This is a genomic window from Chryseobacterium sp. GP-SGM7 (assembly GCF_049166575.1).
GTDB lineage: Bacteria > Bacteroidota > Bacteroidia > Flavobacteriales > Weeksellaceae > Chryseobacterium.
The window spans coordinates 249,599-267,147 of record NZ_JBMHFF010000003.1; the positions used below are offsets into that span (position 1 = coordinate 249,599).

Genomic DNA, 17,549 nt, shown 5'->3' on the forward strand with positions numbered 1-17,549 from the left:
AAAATATAAAACATTAGTTTTAAACCTTTACCAATAATCATTTTGCAATCAATAAAGGAATGAGATTCCCTTAATCTTATTCAAATAAAAACCTCTTTCAGTACGAAAGAGGTTTTTATTTTATGTCTAAAAGAATTACTTCTTTGCTCCGATTTTACTCCAAGTATTTAGGATGAAAAGTAAACCTACTCCTAAAAGTCCGCAAGCGATTGAGATTAAAAATTTAACATTATCTTCAGATGTAATATCTGAATTCCAGTCTATTGCATACGTATTGATTGCTATAATTACGACAAATACGATTAAAAATACTTTATAAAACTTCTGCATGATCTAAAAATTTATATAATTCTGCACCAACTGCGCAAAATTTGCGGTAAATAATTTAATTGAAATTGCCAGTAGAATAATTCCGAAAACTTTCTGAAGAATCGCCAAAGATGCTTCTCCCATTTTCTTCTCAATCCACTTCGCAGATTTCAGCACCAAATATACGAAAATTGTGTTGAGAATGATGCCACAAATTATGTTAATATCATGAAACTCTGCTCTTAAAGACAGTGTTGTCGTTAAAGTTCCCGCTCCTGCAACCAAAGGAAATGCAATAGGAACAATAGATGCAGATTTTGCTTCTGTGGTTTTGTTGATTTCAATTCCTAAAATCATTTCAAGGGCAATAATAAAAATAACAAAAGCCCCTGCAATGGCAAATGAATTAACATCAACACCAATAAATTTCAAAATTTTATTTCCAACAAAAAGAAATACAATCATAATCAATCCGGCTGTAATTGATGCTCTCCCCGCTTCAATTTGTCCGAATTTCTGCTGTAGACTTACCACAATCGGAACCGAACCAATAATATCGATTACTGCAAAAAGTACCATAAAACTGGTAATTACTTCCTTTAAAGAGAAACTATTGAAAACCTCCATATCTTACGATTATTAATTTCGCAAAATTATGAATAAAAAATGATTATTTACTAATTACAGAATATAATTTAACGATATCCGTCAATAAGTCATTTAAAGAATCTTCTAACGTAAGCGGAGAATATTTCTCTATTTCAACTTTCTGTAGGAGTTCCTGATAATTTTCTGCAACAGAACTTCCGTTATGTCTTTCCAGAAATTGTTTAAAATCGTCTTTGGAGCTTTGAAAATACTGCTTTCTGACTTCTAAATCCATTTCCTCAAACGTTTCAAAAAACTTAGGATAATCTCCTGAAGTTTTAAGATTTTCTAGATAGGCAAAATAATCAGTAATATCTGTTTTTAAACTTTCTCTTATTTCTCTTTCGGTTTCTGCTACAGAACCCAAAGATTTTGGAGTTGGTTTTTCTTTAGCAATATTCCTGTTTTTTTGCCAATATTTAAACACGATATAGGCAACAAATAATCCCAATAATATTGCGACATTAATAAAAAGTACATTCCAGTTGAATTTATTTTTTTCTTTTACTTTAAAAGATGTAGTCTTCAAAACGGGACTGTCAACGGTTTCCAGCAAAGTGTTTGTATAATCGTTTACTTTTTCAACAGTAGATCTCGCTTCTAACACTTCATCATGTGAAAACGCAGTTAGATCAAGTTTTTCCTGTCCAAGATTTACATATTCTTTTTCGGCAGGATTGAAAAAAGCAAAAGGTTCAGTTTTTACAATTAAATCTCCAGCTTTTTTAGGAATCAAAATATATCTAGCTAAAATCTCACCTTTCATTCCTGAAATCCCTGTACTTACGTGAGAAATTATTCTTGGTGCAAAAACATCATAATCTGGTGATTCTTCAATTTTTGGCAGACTCATATCTGCAAGGTTTCCTTCACCGGAAACTTTTACCGTAACATTAACAGGCTTTTTTGCCTCAACTTTATCTTTTGAAGAATGGAAAACATCCACTTTGAAATTACCAACCGCGTTTTTGAAAGATTCGGGAGAACCTTCCGGAAGTTTTTTTACATTAAGTTTTACCTTATTAGACGCAATTTTACTTTTAACAGAAAATGTATTCACAGAAGCTGAAACAGCCGGAACTTCTACATAACCTGTTTCATTGGGAAAAACCATAAACACCGCCAAAACCTGTGATGCCATATTGGCATATCCTGAAGGATCTATTTCTGATCTTTTAAAGTTAACAGGATGTACATTGATATTATCCTGCGCAGGAAGTCTGATGTTTTTTACCTTTCTAAGATTGTCAATGCTTTTAGAATAAACCCGTAAAACTGCTATTGTTGGCTGATCCTGATAGATTTCACGATCTTCAATTTCCATGTTCAGATAAATATCATTGGAAGCATTTGCTATTGGTTTTTTCTCAATATCTTTTATGAAAATATCAAAAGGTTCAGTCTTATAGATTTTGTTATTGATTGTAACCAATACGGAACCAACTTTTATTTTCCCTTTTTGTTTAGGTTCAAGTGCAATTCTCGTAACGTATTGGTCTACTGCAGTGTTCGTTTCGGGATCTCTTACAGCCTGGCTGAAAGATCCGTTACCAATCATATTGAACTTTGATAAATCTGGAAGTTGGAGTTTACTTTGCTGAATCAAATCACCGTTTAATTCTAAAACAATGGTAAGGTTTACGATTTCTTTACCACTATAATCAGTTTTATCCGATTTCATAGTAAATTGTACCTGTCCGTAAGAAATTACAGATACAAGAGTAAGCAAAACGTAAATAATTTTTTGTGTCATCACCAATCTTTCTCGTTGCTTTGCGGCTTTGAATAAGATCCTTTATTTATAATTCTTTTGGCAGTTTTCTTTTCTCTGCCTTCAATACTATCTAAAATAGCTTTTTCTAATTCTTTCGGAAGTTTTCCGCCTCCGCCTTTTCCTTTAGACTTATCGTCTTGTCCTTTATCTTGTTGAGGACCGTTTCCCTGATTCTTTTTTTCGTTTTTAGAATCGCCTTTCTCGCCTTTGTTTTGGTTTTCGCCGCCTCCGTTTTTACCGGATTTGTCATTTTGCTGACTTTTATTTCTCTCTTTTTCCAGTTGTTTCAGCTTGGCAATTTCGTAGTTTTTCCTTGTTGCCTCATTGTAAGGATCTTGTTTGAGAGACTGTTTATAATAATCTGCCGCTTTCTCATGCTGATTCATCTGCATCATTGTATTTCCCAAATTATGAAGCGCCGCAGCTTTATCGGGTAAAGTCTGAGAAAGTTTTTCTGCTTTTGCATATTCTTCTTTCGCATCCTGATACATTTTTCTTTTATACAAAGCATTTCCTAAATTATAGTGCGCCGTAAAATCATTAGAATTAGATTTTATAGCCTCCATAAATTTTGAAGAAGCACCATCGTAATCATTAGCGTTAAATTTTTTGTTGCCTTCGTAGACCAAAGTCTTGTAGCTTTCCTGCCCAAATAATGTACCTGAGAACGAAAAAATAAATATCAACGCTAAAAATACAATTTTAGTATTCATCTCTTGCAAAATTATCCCTTTATATGTTAATAAACAGCGTCTTATTTGTTAAAGTTGGGTTAAAGTCTGTGAGGTAGGAAATAGGAAATTAATTTTTTCAGACATTAAAATCTCTTTTGGGATTAAAAAGAAAAATCATTAAAAAGAAAAATAAAGAAACTCCTAAAAAGTACTGATAATAATGATTGGCATTCTGAGAATTTACTATCGTATGGGTATCTGAAACTTTCTTATTAATATCTTCTGCAATTCTTTTTGGGGCATCGTTCATATTATTTCCGTCAATATAATTTCCGCCGGTAGATTCTGCCATTTTTTTCAAAGCTTCGGTCTGCCTTTTGGAAACAACTGTTTCGCCGTTCTGATCAAAATGATAGCCAACCAATTGTCCCAAATCATAAATAGGAATGGGTGCACCTTCATCAGAACCAACCCCCACCGAAGTGATCGCTATACCTTCCCGATTTGCCAGTCTTATTGCAGGATTATCATTCCCTTCGTTATCTTCGCCATCGCTGATTAAAACTACTTTTCTGGAACCTTTATTTACATTTTTAAATTTTGTGACTGCAACTTCCATTGCCTGAAGAAAATCTGTTCCCTGAATTGTAATATCTTTCGTCTGCAAATCTGAAATATAAGTCTCTACCGAACCGTAGTCTGTTGTTAATGGCATGATGGAAACCGCTTCACCTGCAAAAATAACAATCCCTATTTTATCATTTTTAAGTTCGTGAATGGTATTAATTATCAGATTTTTAGCCTGAGTCAAGCGATCCGGACTGATATCTTCCGCATTCATAGAATTGGAAACATCCATCATAAATATTACATTATTCATTTTCTGATCGGTCTCTATTTTTTCAGAACCATTCAGAAGATCAATAATTGAAAATATCAGAAAAAGAGTTGCTGTAAAATAAAGCACAGGAAATATTCTCAAAAATCCAGAATTTTTTTCAAATAAAACCTCATGAAACTTTGAGTCTGCAAAAAGTTCTCGTTTCTTTTTTCTCCAGCGTAAAAAACGAATAAGAAAAAACGATAACAGCGGCAGAAGCAGCAATAACAATAAATACCAATTATTTCCTAAATACCAATTCATCAGCTTAAAAATTTATAAAGTACCCAACGCAATATGGCATCAAAAACCAGCATTCCTAATGCAATCCAAAGAAAAATTTTAAAATATTCCCGATAGTTATAGAGCTTTGAAATATTAATATCTGTTTTTTCCAGTTTATTGATTTCGGAATAAATTTCCTGCAGTTTATCCTCCGAATCTGCTCTGTAATATTTGCCTCCTGTTGTTGCAGCAATTTCTTCAAGCATATTGGTATCAATTGAAACCGGCTGCTCAGCATAAATCAACCCAAATCGATCGGTACTTACCGGCATCAGAGCATATCCGTTTGTTCCAATGCCAATGCAATAGACTTTGATATTGTTATCTTTCGCCAGAACTGCGGCCAATTGTGGAGGGAAAAGACCGTTTATAGGAGTATTTACCCCATCTGTCATTAAAATCACAATTTTGCTCTTTGCCTTGCTTTTCATTAAATGATTCACAGCAACCGCCAAACCATCACCAACAGAAGTTCCGTCAATCATTTCACGTTGATTCAGATTTTCGATCTCATATTTTACAGCATCATGATCAAACGTTAAAGGAACTTTTAGAAAAGCTTCCAGTTTATAATTTACCAATCCAAATCTGTCATTCGGGCGTTTATTAATAAAATCTAAGGCAATTTTTTGAAGAACTGCATACCGATCCGGAGTAAAATCTTTCGCAAACATACTGAGAGAAACATCTACAGCAAGCATAATATCAATTCCTTTAGTCTCATCTCTGTCCTGAGAAACCGAAAAAGTTCTCGGTCTTGCTATTGCAATAATCAACGCAGAAAGAATAATATATTTTGAAATTTTCAGTAAAAAAAGTACAGGCAAAATACCATTATTGCCATTCATATTATTCGTCGTAGGAACTTTTATACCCTTTTTTTTGCTTCTCTTAAAATCTCTGATTAAAAGCGGAATAAAAACCAGGAACAACAGAAAAAACCACGGACTGAAAAATTCAAAATCAAACATCTTTTCTCAGGTTTTCAAATTCTATATCCTTGGAAGAACGCTGCACAAAACCTCTTATTTCTGCAAAATCTTTTTCCATTACATCTTTATCCGGGAAAGTTTTGGCAAATTTCACCAAATCACCTCTTAAAAATACATCTTCCACAATTTTTTCGTTGTCCTGAGAAATTGTGTTATTTTCTTTCATTAAAACAATCAAATCATCTGTCAGCAAAACATCCGCAGGAATTCTATACTGTTTAGTAATAAATTTTCTGGAAATATCTATTAATTCAACATAAAACAAACGGTAATTTCCTTCTTCGATATATTTTTTCTTTTTTAAATTATCAAGCTCTTTCAAAGTCTGATTGGTTGCAACAACCGGAGAATCTTTGCTTTTTCGTCCGTATTTCACAATCATCACAACCGCAATAACCAGACAAACAAAAGTAATCACTGCCAAAAGATACCATTTGTAAAGTTGCCAGTAATCAGTTACTTCCAGATCAACTTCTTTATTATTCATAATATCGTTAATCTGATCTTCTTTCTTTGCTGTGTTGATCACCTCAATCTCGTAAGGAATTGTTTTTAAAATTTTTTGACCCACTTTAAATTCAAGTTCGGGAATTTTAAAAGTTCCTTCCTCATAAACCGCAAATTCTATTCTTCTCTCATAAGTATTGGCTGTAATCCCGATGCTGTCTTTAATTTCTTCAAAATGAAAAGGCAACAACTCATTTTTGGGAGCTGTAATTACAGCATTACTCTTTAGGTTATCAATTTTAATAACCAGATGATCGACTTCTCCCAAAGCAAGAGTTTTTTTCTCAAGATTTGATGAAAGCAGCTGTGAAAAAGCATTTACACAGATAAAAAAAGAAAGTAAAAAGAATATTTTTTTCAATTTCAATAATAAGTTTTGGCTAAAGCCTATTTTTGTTTTATCATTTAAAGCGGACTAAAGTCCGCTACTATTGAATATTTTATTTTCTCTGAAAATAATTGTATAATAATTTTGAGTAATCTTCACCAGTATTAATATTCATAAACTCTGCTGACGAATTGGCAAAATCTTCTTCCAAATGTTTCTGCTTTTGTTTTTGAGCCTCAGCAAAAGTATATCTCCATCTTGCGCTGGATGTGTTTACCCAAACTTGTTTTCCGGTTTCAGCATCATTTAAAAGTGCGTAACCTACGTCAGGAATTTCATTGTCTTTTTCATCATAAATTCTCATTCCGAGCAACTGATGTTTTTTTGATGTTACTTTTAAAATTTTAGAGTCATAATCATCTTCAAAATCCGAAAGTAAAAAAACAAGAGATTTTCTTTTGAAAATTCCCATCATGTATTCTAAAGCTTTATCAATTTTAGAAACTGCCGGAACGTAATCTGCTGTTAAAATCTGGCTCACCATTGATAAAATATGCTTTCTGCCTTTTTCCGGCGGAATCACTTTATAAACCTTATCCGCAAACAAAATCAAACCTACCTTATCATTATTTCCGGCTGCCGAAAATCCTAAGCTTGCTGCAATTTCAGCAACATATTCTTTTTTCAGCTGAGTTTTTGTTCCATAATCCATCGAAGCAGAAATATCAACCAAAATCATCATCGTCAATTCACGCTCCTCTTCCATTACTTTTACAAACGGTTCTCGGAAACGCGCAGTTTTATTCCAGTCAATTCTACGGATTTCGTCACCAAACTGATAAGGACGAACTTCTGCGAACGTCATTCCCTGTCCTTTAAAAGCACTGTGATACTGCCCCATCAAAGTAGCCTCCGATTTCCTTCTGGTACGAATTTCTATTTGCTTGACTTTTTTTACAATATCTTTTATCTGCATGGTTTCAAATAGACCAATTTAACAATGTAGGAATACAACAGTGATCAATGCGGCAATTTAAAAATCGGTAAACTACTTCATTGGTAGATTGTTACATTAATTAGGGTGCCTGTATTTTTGCTAAAATTCTGTTTACAATTTCTTCAGATGAAATTTCTTCAGCTTCCGCTTCAAAGGTCAGTCCTACTCTGTGTCTCAAAACATCCTGCGCTAAAGCTTTTACATCTTCAGGAATCACAAAAGCTCTTCCTTTCAAAAATGCATGAGCTCTCGATGCAATCGCCAAGTTAATGGATGCTCTCGGTGAAGCACCAAAACTGATGTAATTTTTCAGTTCAGAAAGTCCGTATTTTTCAGGATATCGGGTTGCAAAAACCATATCCAGAATATATTTCTCTATTTTTTCATCTAAATAGATTTGATTAACAATTGATTTCGCTTCAACAATATTCTGTAAAGAAATTACCTGCTTAATTTCAGGCTGATGTGAAGTTGAAACCATTCTCATGACCTTTCTTTCATCTTCAAATTCAGGATAATCGATCTTACATTTCAGCATAAAACGGTCGCTTTGCGCTTCTGGTAAAAGATAAGTCCCTTCTTGGTCGATCGGATTTTGAGTGGCTAAAACCAAAAACGGTTTTGGTAAAGACATCGTTTCATCACCGATGGTCACTTGTTTTTCCTGCATCACTTCCAAAAGAGCAGACTGTACTTTTGCCGGAGCTCTGTTAATCTCATCTGCCAAGACGAAATTCGCAAAAACGGGTCCTCTTTTTATCGAAAAATCGTTTTCTTTAATGTTGTAAATCATTGTTCCCACCACATCCGCAGGAAGCAAATCCGGAGTAAACTGTATTCTCGAAAAATCTCCGTGAACAGCTTCTGCCAAAGTCTTTATCGCTAAAGTTTTTGCCAAACCTGGAACACCCTCCAAAAGAACGTGACCACTCCCCAAAAGACCAATCAAAAGACGATCAATCATGTAATGTTGACCAACAATTGCTTTATTGATTTCCTGTCTCAAAAGGTTGAAAAAAAAGTTCTGTTCTTTTACCTTTTCGGTAAGTTGACGGATGTCTTCTGCTTGATATGAATCTGACATTAGCTTGAATTAAAATAATGGGTAAATTTCTGATAAATACTTGCACTAATCAACACAATTAATGCCATATTTGAGTTAAAGTTTGTTAAATATTCCAGTATGGATATGGAGTTATCAATCGTTGTTTTCTTAAAACTTTGCTGATGAATTATTTAATTTCATAAAAATCTATAAATTTTCGATCATTGAAGCAGTCATTAATTGTCATTTTCAGTTTATTAAACTATTTTTGAAGATTAAAATATTGCAAAATGAATTATCATTTTCAAGCTCACCGACAGGTAAGAAAAAACCTTTTAGGTATTCTGCAAAATACTTCTCATGAAGACCTTTTGCTGATTCCGGATGGTTTTAATAATAATATTTACTGGAATATTGCACACACTGTTGCTACACAGCAATTACTGCATTATTACCTGAGCGGAAATACGTTCCGAATTGATAAATATTGGATTGAAACTTACAAAAAAGGAACTTTACCCAATCTTAATGTACAAAAATCTGAGGTTGAAGATTTAGAGTTCTTATTGACTGAAACTTCAAAAACTTTAATGAAGGATTTTGACAGTGATTTCTTTTCAGATTACACGCCTTACACGACAAGTTTCGGGATGGATCTGAAAAGTATTCAGGATGCCATTATTTTTAACAACATGCACGAAAGTCTGCATTATGGCTATGCGATGGCGCAGAAACGAGCAATTTTAGGAGAAAAAGGAAGATAGTTTTTTGTGAATTTTGCTTTGCAAGTCAAAAGTTAATTGTGAATTTTTAAACATAATTAAAATTGATTTTCGAAGAAAAATTGACGATTGACCATTCACTATATAATTTATGACAAATCAATGAAAGACGATTTTATTTTTGGGCTTCGTCCCGTATTGGAAGCTATTGAAGCTGGAAAAACTATTGACAAAATTTTTGTGCAAAATGCATTGCAGGGAGAAATCTATGCTGAACTGAAAGCTATTTTAGCGAAAAATAAAATCCGTCCCAACTTTGTTCCGGTAGAAAAACTTAACCGTTTTACCAGAAAAAACCATCAAGGTGTCGTTGCTTTTATTTCTAATGTCCCATTTCACAGAATCGAAAATATTGTTCCGGAATTATTCGAACAGGGAAAAACTCCATTTATTTTGATTTTGGATAGATTAACGGATGTGAGAAATTTTGGGGCAATCTGCAGAACGGCAGAATGCGTAGGAATTGACGCAATCGTAATTCCTGAAAAAGGAGGTGCACCTGTAAATTCTGATGCCATCAAAACTTCAGCCGGAGCAATGTATAATATTAAGATCTGTAAAGAACCTAATCTGGCTCATGTTGTTGATTTTTTACAGCAAAGCGGCATTTCTGTGTTTTCAGCAACCGAAAAGGCTCAAAAATTGATATACGATGTGAGTTTTACCGAACCTTGTGCCATCGTTATGGGAAATGAAGAAACAGGAATTTCTAAAGAAGTTCTGCATCATTCAGACGAAAAAATAAAACTTCCGATTGAAGGAAAAACTCAGTCTCTAAACGTTTCTGTTGCTTGCGGAGCAATATTATACGAAGCCATGAGACAGAAAATCACAAAAATTTAATTTTAATATTTAAGACAAATTAATGAAAAATATAGCAGCTTTAGCGCTTATCTCGATAGCCTTGGTTTCATGTAAAAAAGAAACAACGACTGTTACAAAAATCGATCCTAAAACAGGAAAAACAATCACCGTAGAAGTTCCTGCAGATTCTGTAAAAGAAGTAAAAGCAGATGCGGCAATCAAAGATTCTTTGGGCATTTTTAAACAGACTTTTAAGCTTGAAAAAGGGAAAACCTATCCTTTGACTACTTATCAGAGAGATACAAAAACAATGACCGATCCTCAAGGGAAAACCATGAACGGAACCAGCGAATCTACTGATGAAATGAGTTTCACAGTGAATGATATCAAAGGGAATATTTACGATATGACCATTAATTTGATCGGAAAAAGAAATTCTCAGTCTTCGCAGGGAAAAACGGTAATTGTAGATACAAAACTCCCGATTCCTAAAGAAGATGAGCTTAAAATGATCTGGAACGTCAACAAAGCACTTACCGGAAATAAGCTAAACATGCAGATGGATATGAAAGGTAATGTAGTTTCGATCACCGGATTTGACGCTATTTATACAAAAATTTCAAACGCTTTAAAAGACATTGTAAAAGATGCAAACCAAAGAGCAAGTGTGGTAGCAAGCCTTAAACAAAGTTTCAACGAAAAAGTTCTGAAAGATCAGTTTGAAAAAAACCTTTCTGTACTTCCTAAAAAAGGAGCAAAAATCGGTGAAAAATGGACAACTTCTGAAAATGCTGACGAAGCCGGAAAAATTAAAGTCACTTCAAACTATACTTTGAAAAGTGCAGGAAACGGAATTGTAGAAATTTCAATTGCCGGAGGAATTCCCAAAAAAGAAGAGAAAAAATCTCAGGGAGAAATGACGCACAGCATCAGCAGCGAATTGGCTCAGAACGGAACCATCAAATTTGACCAAAATACAGGTTGGATCAATAATCAGAACATTAGTGTGAAAACCACTCAGGTAGAAACAATTTCAGACGGGAAACAGTCACAGTCAATGAAAAGTGTTTCCAATTCTTCTGTGATGGTAAATCCTTCTGCAAAATAAATTGTGGAGTTAGAAAGTTTCAGAGCTAAATTTCTGAAATGTTTAACTTTGAATTATTAAATCAAAAGTAATATGTCTTTTATCAAAGGAATTTTTGAGATCGTTCTCGCCACCATTGTTATATTTTTTGTCTGGAATATTCTGAAGAGAATTTTCTTTAACAAGTTTTATAAATTTATGGGATTTAAACCCAACAATAATCAGCAGCAGGAAACGAAAGATTCAAAAGTGAATATTGAGAAAAAAGTAAAATGGGACGCAGAAACTGTGGACTATGAAGAGGTAAAAGAAAAAAGGTAATTTTAATTTAAACATTAAGATTTTTCAGTTTTAAAGATGAATTAAGACCCATCAATCATGCAAATTCTTAAGTTTAATTTGCCTTTGGCAAAACTTAAAAATCTTATTTACGAAGAATGATAAATTCTTAATGATTAAAAATCAACTGTTAAAAAACTTCGAAGCTTTACCTACTCAAATTAAATAATCTACTTAATAACCAAGATGGCAAAAAACAAAAACTTAATATATATTGCAGTTTCTCTGATTGCATTTTTAGTTTTAGCATTTTTATATTCTACTCCTGTCTTTACAGGAAAACAGCTTTTTCAGCACGACATCGTTCAATATCGGGGCGGTGCAAAAGAGCTTATTGATTACAGAGAAAATTTTAATAAAGAAACTTATTGGAGTGACTCTATGTTTGGCGGAATGCCAACTTACCAAATGGGAAGCCGTTTCGAAGGGGATATTATCAAAAAACTAGACAGCTATCTGAATATTTTGCCAAGACCGGTTAATTATCTGTTTTTATTATTTTCCGGATTTTTTCTTTTGGGAATGGTTGCCGTTCGAAACTGGAAATATGCCCTTTTAGGAGCCACATTTTTCGGACTTTCCACTTATTTCTATATCATTATTGCGGCAGGACACAACGGAAAAGTGAACACGATAGAATATTTCGCACCACTTTTAGCCGGAATTTTACTGGTTTATATCCGAAAAAAATACGTTATCGGTTTTATTGTAACCACACTTTTCTTCGGGTTGCAAATTGCAGCAAACCACCCACAAATGACGTATTATCTGTTCTTAGGACTCGGATTTTTATTTATATCTGAATTAATAAGAGCTGTGAAAAAGATCATTCCGATGAAACATTTTTTGATTTCATCAGGAATTATTGCAAGCGCTTTAATTATCGGAGTTGGGATGAATTCTCAGCGAATCATGGCAAATTCTGAGTACATTAAAGAAACGGTAAGAGGAAAGCAAATCTTAACCAATGACAGTCACAAAGCCGGCAATTCCGGGATGGATAAAGAAAGTATCCTGATGTGGAGCTACGGAAGGCTGGAAACTTTAAACCTATTCATTCCAAGATTAATGGGAGGCGGAAGTCAGGAACCGGAAGGTGCTGCAATGATGGAAAAAGTGCAGCAACTCGTTCAGGATAACGTAACTTCTCAGGCTGAATATAACAGAATTTCAAAAGGATTTGGAAGCTTAACTTATTGGGGAGACCAACCCGGAACTTCAGGACCTGCTTATCAAGGGGCAATTGTGTGTTTCCTGGCACTTTTAGGATTCTTTTTTGCTCCAAAAAAATACCGTTACTGGATTTTAGGAGCGACAATTCTGACGATTTTATTGGCGTGGGGAAGTAACTTTATGTTCTTGTCCGATTTATTTATTGACTTTGTTCCGTTTTATAGCAAATTCAGAGCGCCATCTTCTATTCTGGTGGTTGTAGAATTGTTATTTCCGTTAATTGCAATAATCGGATTATACAGATTCTTTAAAAGTGAACATCTTGATGAAGATTACAAAAAGAAAATCCTTACTTATGTAGGAGGCGGAACTTTAGGCTTAACATTAATTTTGATTGTTTTCGGAAAATCAATTTTAGGTTTTTCTACAGACAATGAGCAATTGTATTTACCGCCTTTCCTGTTGGATTATTTGGTCGATGAGCGTTTCAGTATGTTCAGAACAGATGCCATCAAAGCATTATTGTATGTAGGAATCACTGTAGCTGTCTTGTTCTTCGCTTTAAAACAAAAATTAAATCAAAACATCGCTTTACTTATCATTGGAGCTGTAAGTTTATTTGATCTTTGGACCGTTAATAAACGTTATTTAAACGATGACAATTATGTTGATAAGATCTTTGCTGAAAACCCATTCCAAACTGAAGGATCAGATTATTTAGCTGAAAAAGTAGGTGATAATGCCAATTTACAATCCATTTTAGCAAGTATTCCGGTCAACAAAACTTTGGAAACAATTGCTGAAAGAGATAAAAAACATTACAGAATTTACAATCAGGTTTTAGGGACTACCAGCGAAACCAACACGTCGTATTTTAAATCATCAATCGGAGGTTATCATGCCGTAAAACTGAGAAGATATGACGATTTACTGAACGAATATATCGTACAACCCGACAGTGTAAAAACACCGAAAATTTTGAATTTGCTGAACACAAAATACATGATTTTTGGTAATCCGCAAGAACCGCAAGTTGTTCCAAATCCAAAAGCTAACGGAAATGCGTGGTTTGTTAGCGATTTGAAATTTGTAAACACTCCGAATGAAGAAATCAAGTCTATCGGAGAAATTGACAGCAAAAAAACAGCGGTAATCAACGTTTCTGACAAATCTTATTTCAACAATAAACAAGTTCAGGCAGATTCCACAGCAACGATCAGCCTGACAAAATATGAAGCTAATGAATTGGAATTCAAATCTCAGTCGAAAACGCCGCAATTGGCAGTTTTCTCTGAAGTGTATTATCCTCATGGCTGGAAGGTGATGATTGATGAAAAAGAAGTTCCGTACATTAAAGCAGATTATTTACTTCGTGCAGTTCACGTTCCTGCCGGAAATCACAATATCAAAATGATTTTTGAGCCACAAGTAATCGAAACAGGAAAATGGATTTCTATGTTTTGTTTCGGATTATTTATTGCATTGAGTGGTTTTGGAATTTTCTGGCTTACTAAAAAAAGAAAAGAGACTGTTTTAATTGAAGAAAAAATCTAAGAAGCGAAGCTAAAACTTAATATTCTTAACTTCTTAAATTAAATCTTAATGGTAATTAAAACATTGAGGTCTGAGTTAAGAAGTTAAGTTTTTTTATTTTATTATTCTGAATTTTAATTTCATGGAATCAAGAAAAATCCTAATCATCACGTATTACTGGCCACCTGCAGGAGGACCGGGAGTTCAGCGATGGTTAAAGTTTGCAAAATACCTTCCAGAATTTGGCTGGAAACCCATCATTTACACTCCGGAAAATCCGAGTTATCCTTTGCTGGATGAAAGTCTGATGAAAGACGTTCCTGAAGATTTAGAAATTGTAAGAACCAAAATCTGGGAGCCTTATCAACTGGCTGAAAAACTTAATAAAAGCAATAAAAAGTTTAAAGCGGGACAATTTGATGTGGGGAAAAATCAAAGCTGGAAATCTAAACTTTCAATTTGGGTAAGAGGAAATTTTTTCATTCCCGATGCGAGAGTTTTTTGGGTAAAACCTTCCACAGAATTTCTTGAAAAATATCTAAAGGAAAATAAGATTGAAACGATTGTTACATCGGGACCGCCCCATTCCATGCATCTGATTGGTTTAAATTTAAAAAAAACAATGCCCAATGTGAAATGGATTGCCGATTTCCGAGATCCATGGACGGAAATTTCCTATTACAAACATTTGAAGCTAACCAACCGATCAGATAAAAAACACCGTTTTCTGGAAAGCGAAGTTTTTAAAAATGCTGATATAACGTTGGCAACAAGTTACACCGATGCAGAAAATTTCCGTAAAAACGGAGCCAATGCCTTTTGTATAACCAATGGTTTTGATGAATCAGATTCCCACTCTAAAACGTTAAAACATCAAAATTCTCAAACCTACTTTACTCTAAGCTATATTGGTGTTTTAGAACAACTAAGAAATCCTGAAAACCTTTGGAAAGTTTTGCATAATCTGGTTAAAACTAATTCAGATTTTTATGAAAATTTTAAATTAAAATTTGTTGGAAGAATTGATGATAAAATTCTGGATACAATTGAAAATTCAAGTTTAAAAAATCATATTTTGAATCTTGGCTACGTTTCACACGACAAAGCAGTTGACGAAATGGCAAATTCTTCGCTTTTATTGATTACCAATTTCCCCAACGATTCTTCAAAAGGAATTATTCCCGGAAAAATATTTGAGTATTTGGCGACAGGAAAACAGATTATTTCTTTCGGACCTAATGAAGCTGATGTTTCGAAAATTTTGGATGAAACAAAAGCAGGAAAGCACTTTGGGTATAATGATTCCAAAGAAATTGAAGATTTTATTTTGGAGAAATTTGAACTTTGGAAAAATGCAAATCTTCTAGAAAACACAAAAAATATTGAACAATTTTCAAGAAGGAATTTAACGAAACAACTTTCTGAAATTTTATAACTAAATCGTCCATTCATCATTAATTACTGCAACGACGTAATATTTCCCTTCAAATTCTTCAAAGACAAAACGAAGTGCATTCCAATCCGTTCCACCATTTTTTTCTGAGCCGGAAATGTAATTTTCTGTAAAATTGGTATCAGGATATATTTCTTTCAGATTATTAAGAGAATTTCCTCCACCAAGAAATTTATTGAATGAATATTCTGATTTGGTAAAATCTTTTTTGAACAGCCAGTTTTTCATATATTGATCGACAGTTGCTTTGTAAATTTCGCCAGAACCATCTCGAGATCCCCAAGTGAAAACAGTTTTTGTAGGGAAATATTTCTGGAAATCGGCTTTGGTAAAATGTTTATCTTCATTTTTATTAACAAATGCGTACATCGAAAACCGAACTCCTTTTTGAGGATGAATATAATTAGCAAAAACGTCGTAGTAATTTACTTTCAAAGCCTGCAGCAACTCGTCATTAGTCTTCTTCAATGCAACTTCTGTTGAAAAAGAATCTTTTTTGGTTTCGCTTCTTTCATTTGATCTTTTAAGGTTATCTGTAGAGACGGTCGGGCTTTTATCCTGCTTTTTGTCGCATGACAGGATTGCCAAAATAAAAGCCATTGCAAAAACTTTTTTCATTATAAAATTTTACGGAAAAGTTCAAAAGGAATGCCAGTTTAATTTTTTTTCAACTTTAAGCAATTAAAAACATTCAGCCTACAAACTCTATAAAATCAATTTATGAAGTTTCACTACAACCCTTTAATTATTTGATATTCTGAACATTAACAAGTTTATTTTGATTAGAAATTAAAAAGAAAATTATTTTAAAAATATTACTGCAATTGAAATATGGTCTTATGATTTAAGTTAATAGAGATCAATAATCAAAACCATTGCTTTTTTATGTATTTCTCAGAGCTTATTCCTAAAGGCTTTTTAGTATTTTTGATATATGGAAATTTTAGATATTCTCATTATCGGAGCGGGGCCGATTGGTTTGAACTGTGCGCTCGAAGCTAAGAAAAACAATCTCAATTATTTAATTATTGAAAAAGGAACGATTGTTAATTCTCTGTACAATTATCCTTTATATATGAAGTTCTTTTCTACTGCCGATAAGCTTGAAATTGATGAAATACCATTTATTACAACAGCACCAAAACCAGGCAGACAAGATGCTTTGGAATATTACCAGGGAATTGCGAGACAGAAAAACATCAATATTAATCTTTATGAAAAAGTTTTAGAAGTTTCCAAGGATGAAGATATTTTCCAAATTGAAACTTCAAAATCAAAATATTTTGCAAAAAATGTAATCATCTCAACAGGATTTTATGACATTCCGAATCTGATGAAAGTTTCAGGTGAAAATCTTGAAAAAGTAGGACATTATTATACAGAACCTTATCCTTACGCCAAACAGAAAATCGTTGTGATAGGGTCTAGCAATTCTTCTGTGGATGCAGCTTTAGAAACATATCGAAAAGGCGCAGAAGTAACAATGATCATTCGGAATTCAGAGATTGCTCCTAATGTAAAATACTGGGTGAAACCTGATATTGAGAACAGAATTGCCGAAGGAAATATTACCGCTCATTTTAATTCTGAACTGATTGAAATTAAAGAAAATTCGGTGATTTTTAAAGATGAAAATGGTAAAATTAATGAGATTGAAAATGATTTTGTTTTAGCGATGACGGGATATCTTCCCGATTTTGATTTCCTGAAAAATTCCGGAATTGACTTACAGGGAGATTGTTTACAACCATTTTATAATAAAGAAACAATGGAAACCAATGTCCCGAATTTATATTTGGCAGGCGTAGTTTGCGGCGGAAAAGATACGCATCTCTGGTTTATAGAAAACTCCAGAATTCATGCAAAAATAATTGTGGAGGATATTCTTTCCAAAAATTAGCATTTAGGAAAAATTTAATCATAAAATAGTTTTAATTTT

The 17,549-nt window shown here is 33.5% G+C and carries 17 protein-coding genes; 7 read left to right on the forward strand and 10 right to left on the reverse strand.

What is annotated here, in order from left to right; translation table 11 throughout:
- Nucleotides 1–135 precede the first annotated feature (135 nt).
- The 9 genes from ACOOWA_RS13570 to ACOOWA_RS13610 all read right to left on the reverse strand — a co-directional run bounded on the left by ACOOWA_RS13570 (nucleotide 136) and on the right by ACOOWA_RS13610 (nucleotide 8,478).
- Nucleotides 136–330 carry a hypothetical protein gene (locus tag ACOOWA_RS13570; RefSeq protein WP_066681436.1) on the reverse strand — a complete coding sequence of 65 codons (195 nt, stop codon included), beginning with the start codon at nucleotides 328–330 and terminating at the stop codon, nucleotides 136–138.
- 3 nt (nucleotides 331–333) lie between these two features.
- On the reverse strand, nucleotides 334–936 hold the full coding sequence (locus ACOOWA_RS13575; protein WP_421375981.1) for a MarC family protein: 603 nt from the start codon (nucleotides 934–936) through the stop codon (nucleotides 334–336).
- A 43-nt stretch (nucleotides 937–979) separates the two neighbouring features.
- On the reverse strand, nucleotides 980–2,710 hold the full coding sequence (locus ACOOWA_RS13580) for a hypothetical protein (RefSeq protein WP_421375983.1): 1,731 nt from the start codon (nucleotides 2,708–2,710) through the stop codon (nucleotides 980–982).
- Complete coding sequence (locus ACOOWA_RS13585; protein ID WP_421375985.1) at nucleotides 2,710–3,444, reverse strand: tetratricopeptide repeat protein; 735 nt, start codon at nucleotides 3,442–3,444, stop codon at nucleotides 2,710–2,712. Before ACOOWA_RS13585 ends, ACOOWA_RS13580 begins: the two co-directional genes overlap by 1 nt.
- A gap of 97 nt (nucleotides 3,445–3,541) precedes the next feature.
- Nucleotides 3,542–4,549, reverse strand: a complete 1,008-nt coding sequence (locus ACOOWA_RS13590; RefSeq protein WP_421375986.1) for a VWA domain-containing protein — start codon at nucleotides 4,547–4,549, stop codon at nucleotides 3,542–3,544.
- On the reverse strand, nucleotides 4,549–5,541 hold the full coding sequence (locus ACOOWA_RS13595; RefSeq protein WP_421375987.1) for a VWA domain-containing protein: 993 nt from the start codon (nucleotides 5,539–5,541) through the stop codon (nucleotides 4,549–4,551). Before ACOOWA_RS13595 ends, ACOOWA_RS13590 begins: the two co-directional genes overlap by 1 nt.
- Nucleotides 5,534–6,436, reverse strand: coding sequence for a BatD family protein (locus ACOOWA_RS13600; protein WP_421375989.1), 903 nt, complete (start codon nucleotides 6,434–6,436; stop codon nucleotides 5,534–5,536). Before ACOOWA_RS13600 ends, ACOOWA_RS13595 begins: the two co-directional genes overlap by 8 nt.
- Before the next feature lie 73 nt (nucleotides 6,437–6,509).
- Nucleotides 6,510–7,373 carry a DUF58 domain-containing protein gene (locus ACOOWA_RS13605; RefSeq protein ID WP_421375990.1) on the reverse strand — a complete coding sequence of 288 codons (864 nt, stop codon included), beginning with the start codon at nucleotides 7,371–7,373 and terminating at the stop codon, nucleotides 6,510–6,512.
- A 100-nt stretch (nucleotides 7,374–7,473) separates the two neighbouring features.
- A complete protein-coding gene (locus tag ACOOWA_RS13610; RefSeq protein WP_421375992.1) occupies nucleotides 7,474–8,478 on the reverse strand; it encodes an AAA family ATPase in 1,005 nt (334 codons plus the stop codon).
- A 251-nt stretch (nucleotides 8,479–8,729) separates the two neighbouring features.
- Here ACOOWA_RS13610 and ACOOWA_RS13615 point away from each other — a divergent pair, with 251 nt between their 5' ends.
- From ACOOWA_RS13615 to ACOOWA_RS13640, 6 genes are all read left to right on the forward strand, one after another.
- Nucleotides 8,730–9,203 carry a DinB family protein gene (locus tag ACOOWA_RS13615; protein ID WP_421375993.1) on the forward strand — a complete coding sequence of 158 codons (474 nt, stop codon included), beginning with the start codon at nucleotides 8,730–8,732 and terminating at the stop codon, nucleotides 9,201–9,203.
- Nucleotides 9,204–9,323: 120 nt separating this feature from the next.
- The gene (gene rlmB / locus ACOOWA_RS13620; RefSeq protein ID WP_421375994.1) at nucleotides 9,324–10,064 is read left to right on the forward strand and encodes a 23S rRNA (guanosine(2251)-2'-O)-methyltransferase RlmB; all 741 of its coding nucleotides are present in this window, start codon (nucleotides 9,324–9,326) and stop codon (nucleotides 10,062–10,064) included.
- A 22-nt stretch (nucleotides 10,065–10,086) separates the two neighbouring features.
- Nucleotides 10,087–11,133, forward strand: a complete 1,047-nt coding sequence (locus ACOOWA_RS13625; RefSeq protein ID WP_421375995.1) for a DUF6263 family protein — start codon at nucleotides 10,087–10,089, stop codon at nucleotides 11,131–11,133.
- A gap of 72 nt (nucleotides 11,134–11,205) precedes the next feature.
- Nucleotides 11,206–11,433 (forward strand): hypothetical protein, encoded by a 228-nt coding sequence (locus ACOOWA_RS13630; protein WP_421375996.1) that lies wholly within the window; start codon nucleotides 11,206–11,208, stop codon nucleotides 11,431–11,433.
- 204 nt (nucleotides 11,434–11,637) lie between these two features.
- Complete coding sequence (locus ACOOWA_RS13635; protein ID WP_421375997.1) at nucleotides 11,638–14,178, forward strand: YfhO family protein; 2,541 nt, start codon at nucleotides 11,638–11,640, stop codon at nucleotides 14,176–14,178.
- Nucleotides 14,179–14,299: 121 nt separating this feature from the next.
- Nucleotides 14,300–15,592 (forward strand): glycosyl transferase family 1, encoded by a 1,293-nt coding sequence (locus ACOOWA_RS13640; RefSeq protein ID WP_421375998.1) that lies wholly within the window; start codon nucleotides 14,300–14,302, stop codon nucleotides 15,590–15,592.
- Here ACOOWA_RS13640 and ACOOWA_RS13645 read toward each other — a convergent pair whose 3' ends face one another.
- Entirely contained in the window at nucleotides 15,593–16,228 is a 636-nt protein-coding gene (locus ACOOWA_RS13645; protein WP_421375999.1) for a hypothetical protein, read from the reverse strand.
- 316 nt (nucleotides 16,229–16,544) lie between these two features.
- Here ACOOWA_RS13645 and ACOOWA_RS13650 point away from each other — a divergent pair, with 316 nt between their 5' ends.
- Nucleotides 16,545–17,510, forward strand: a complete 966-nt coding sequence (locus ACOOWA_RS13650; RefSeq protein ID WP_421376001.1) for a YpdA family putative bacillithiol disulfide reductase — start codon at nucleotides 16,545–16,547, stop codon at nucleotides 17,508–17,510.
- Nucleotides 17,511–17,549: the final 39 nt, after the last annotated feature.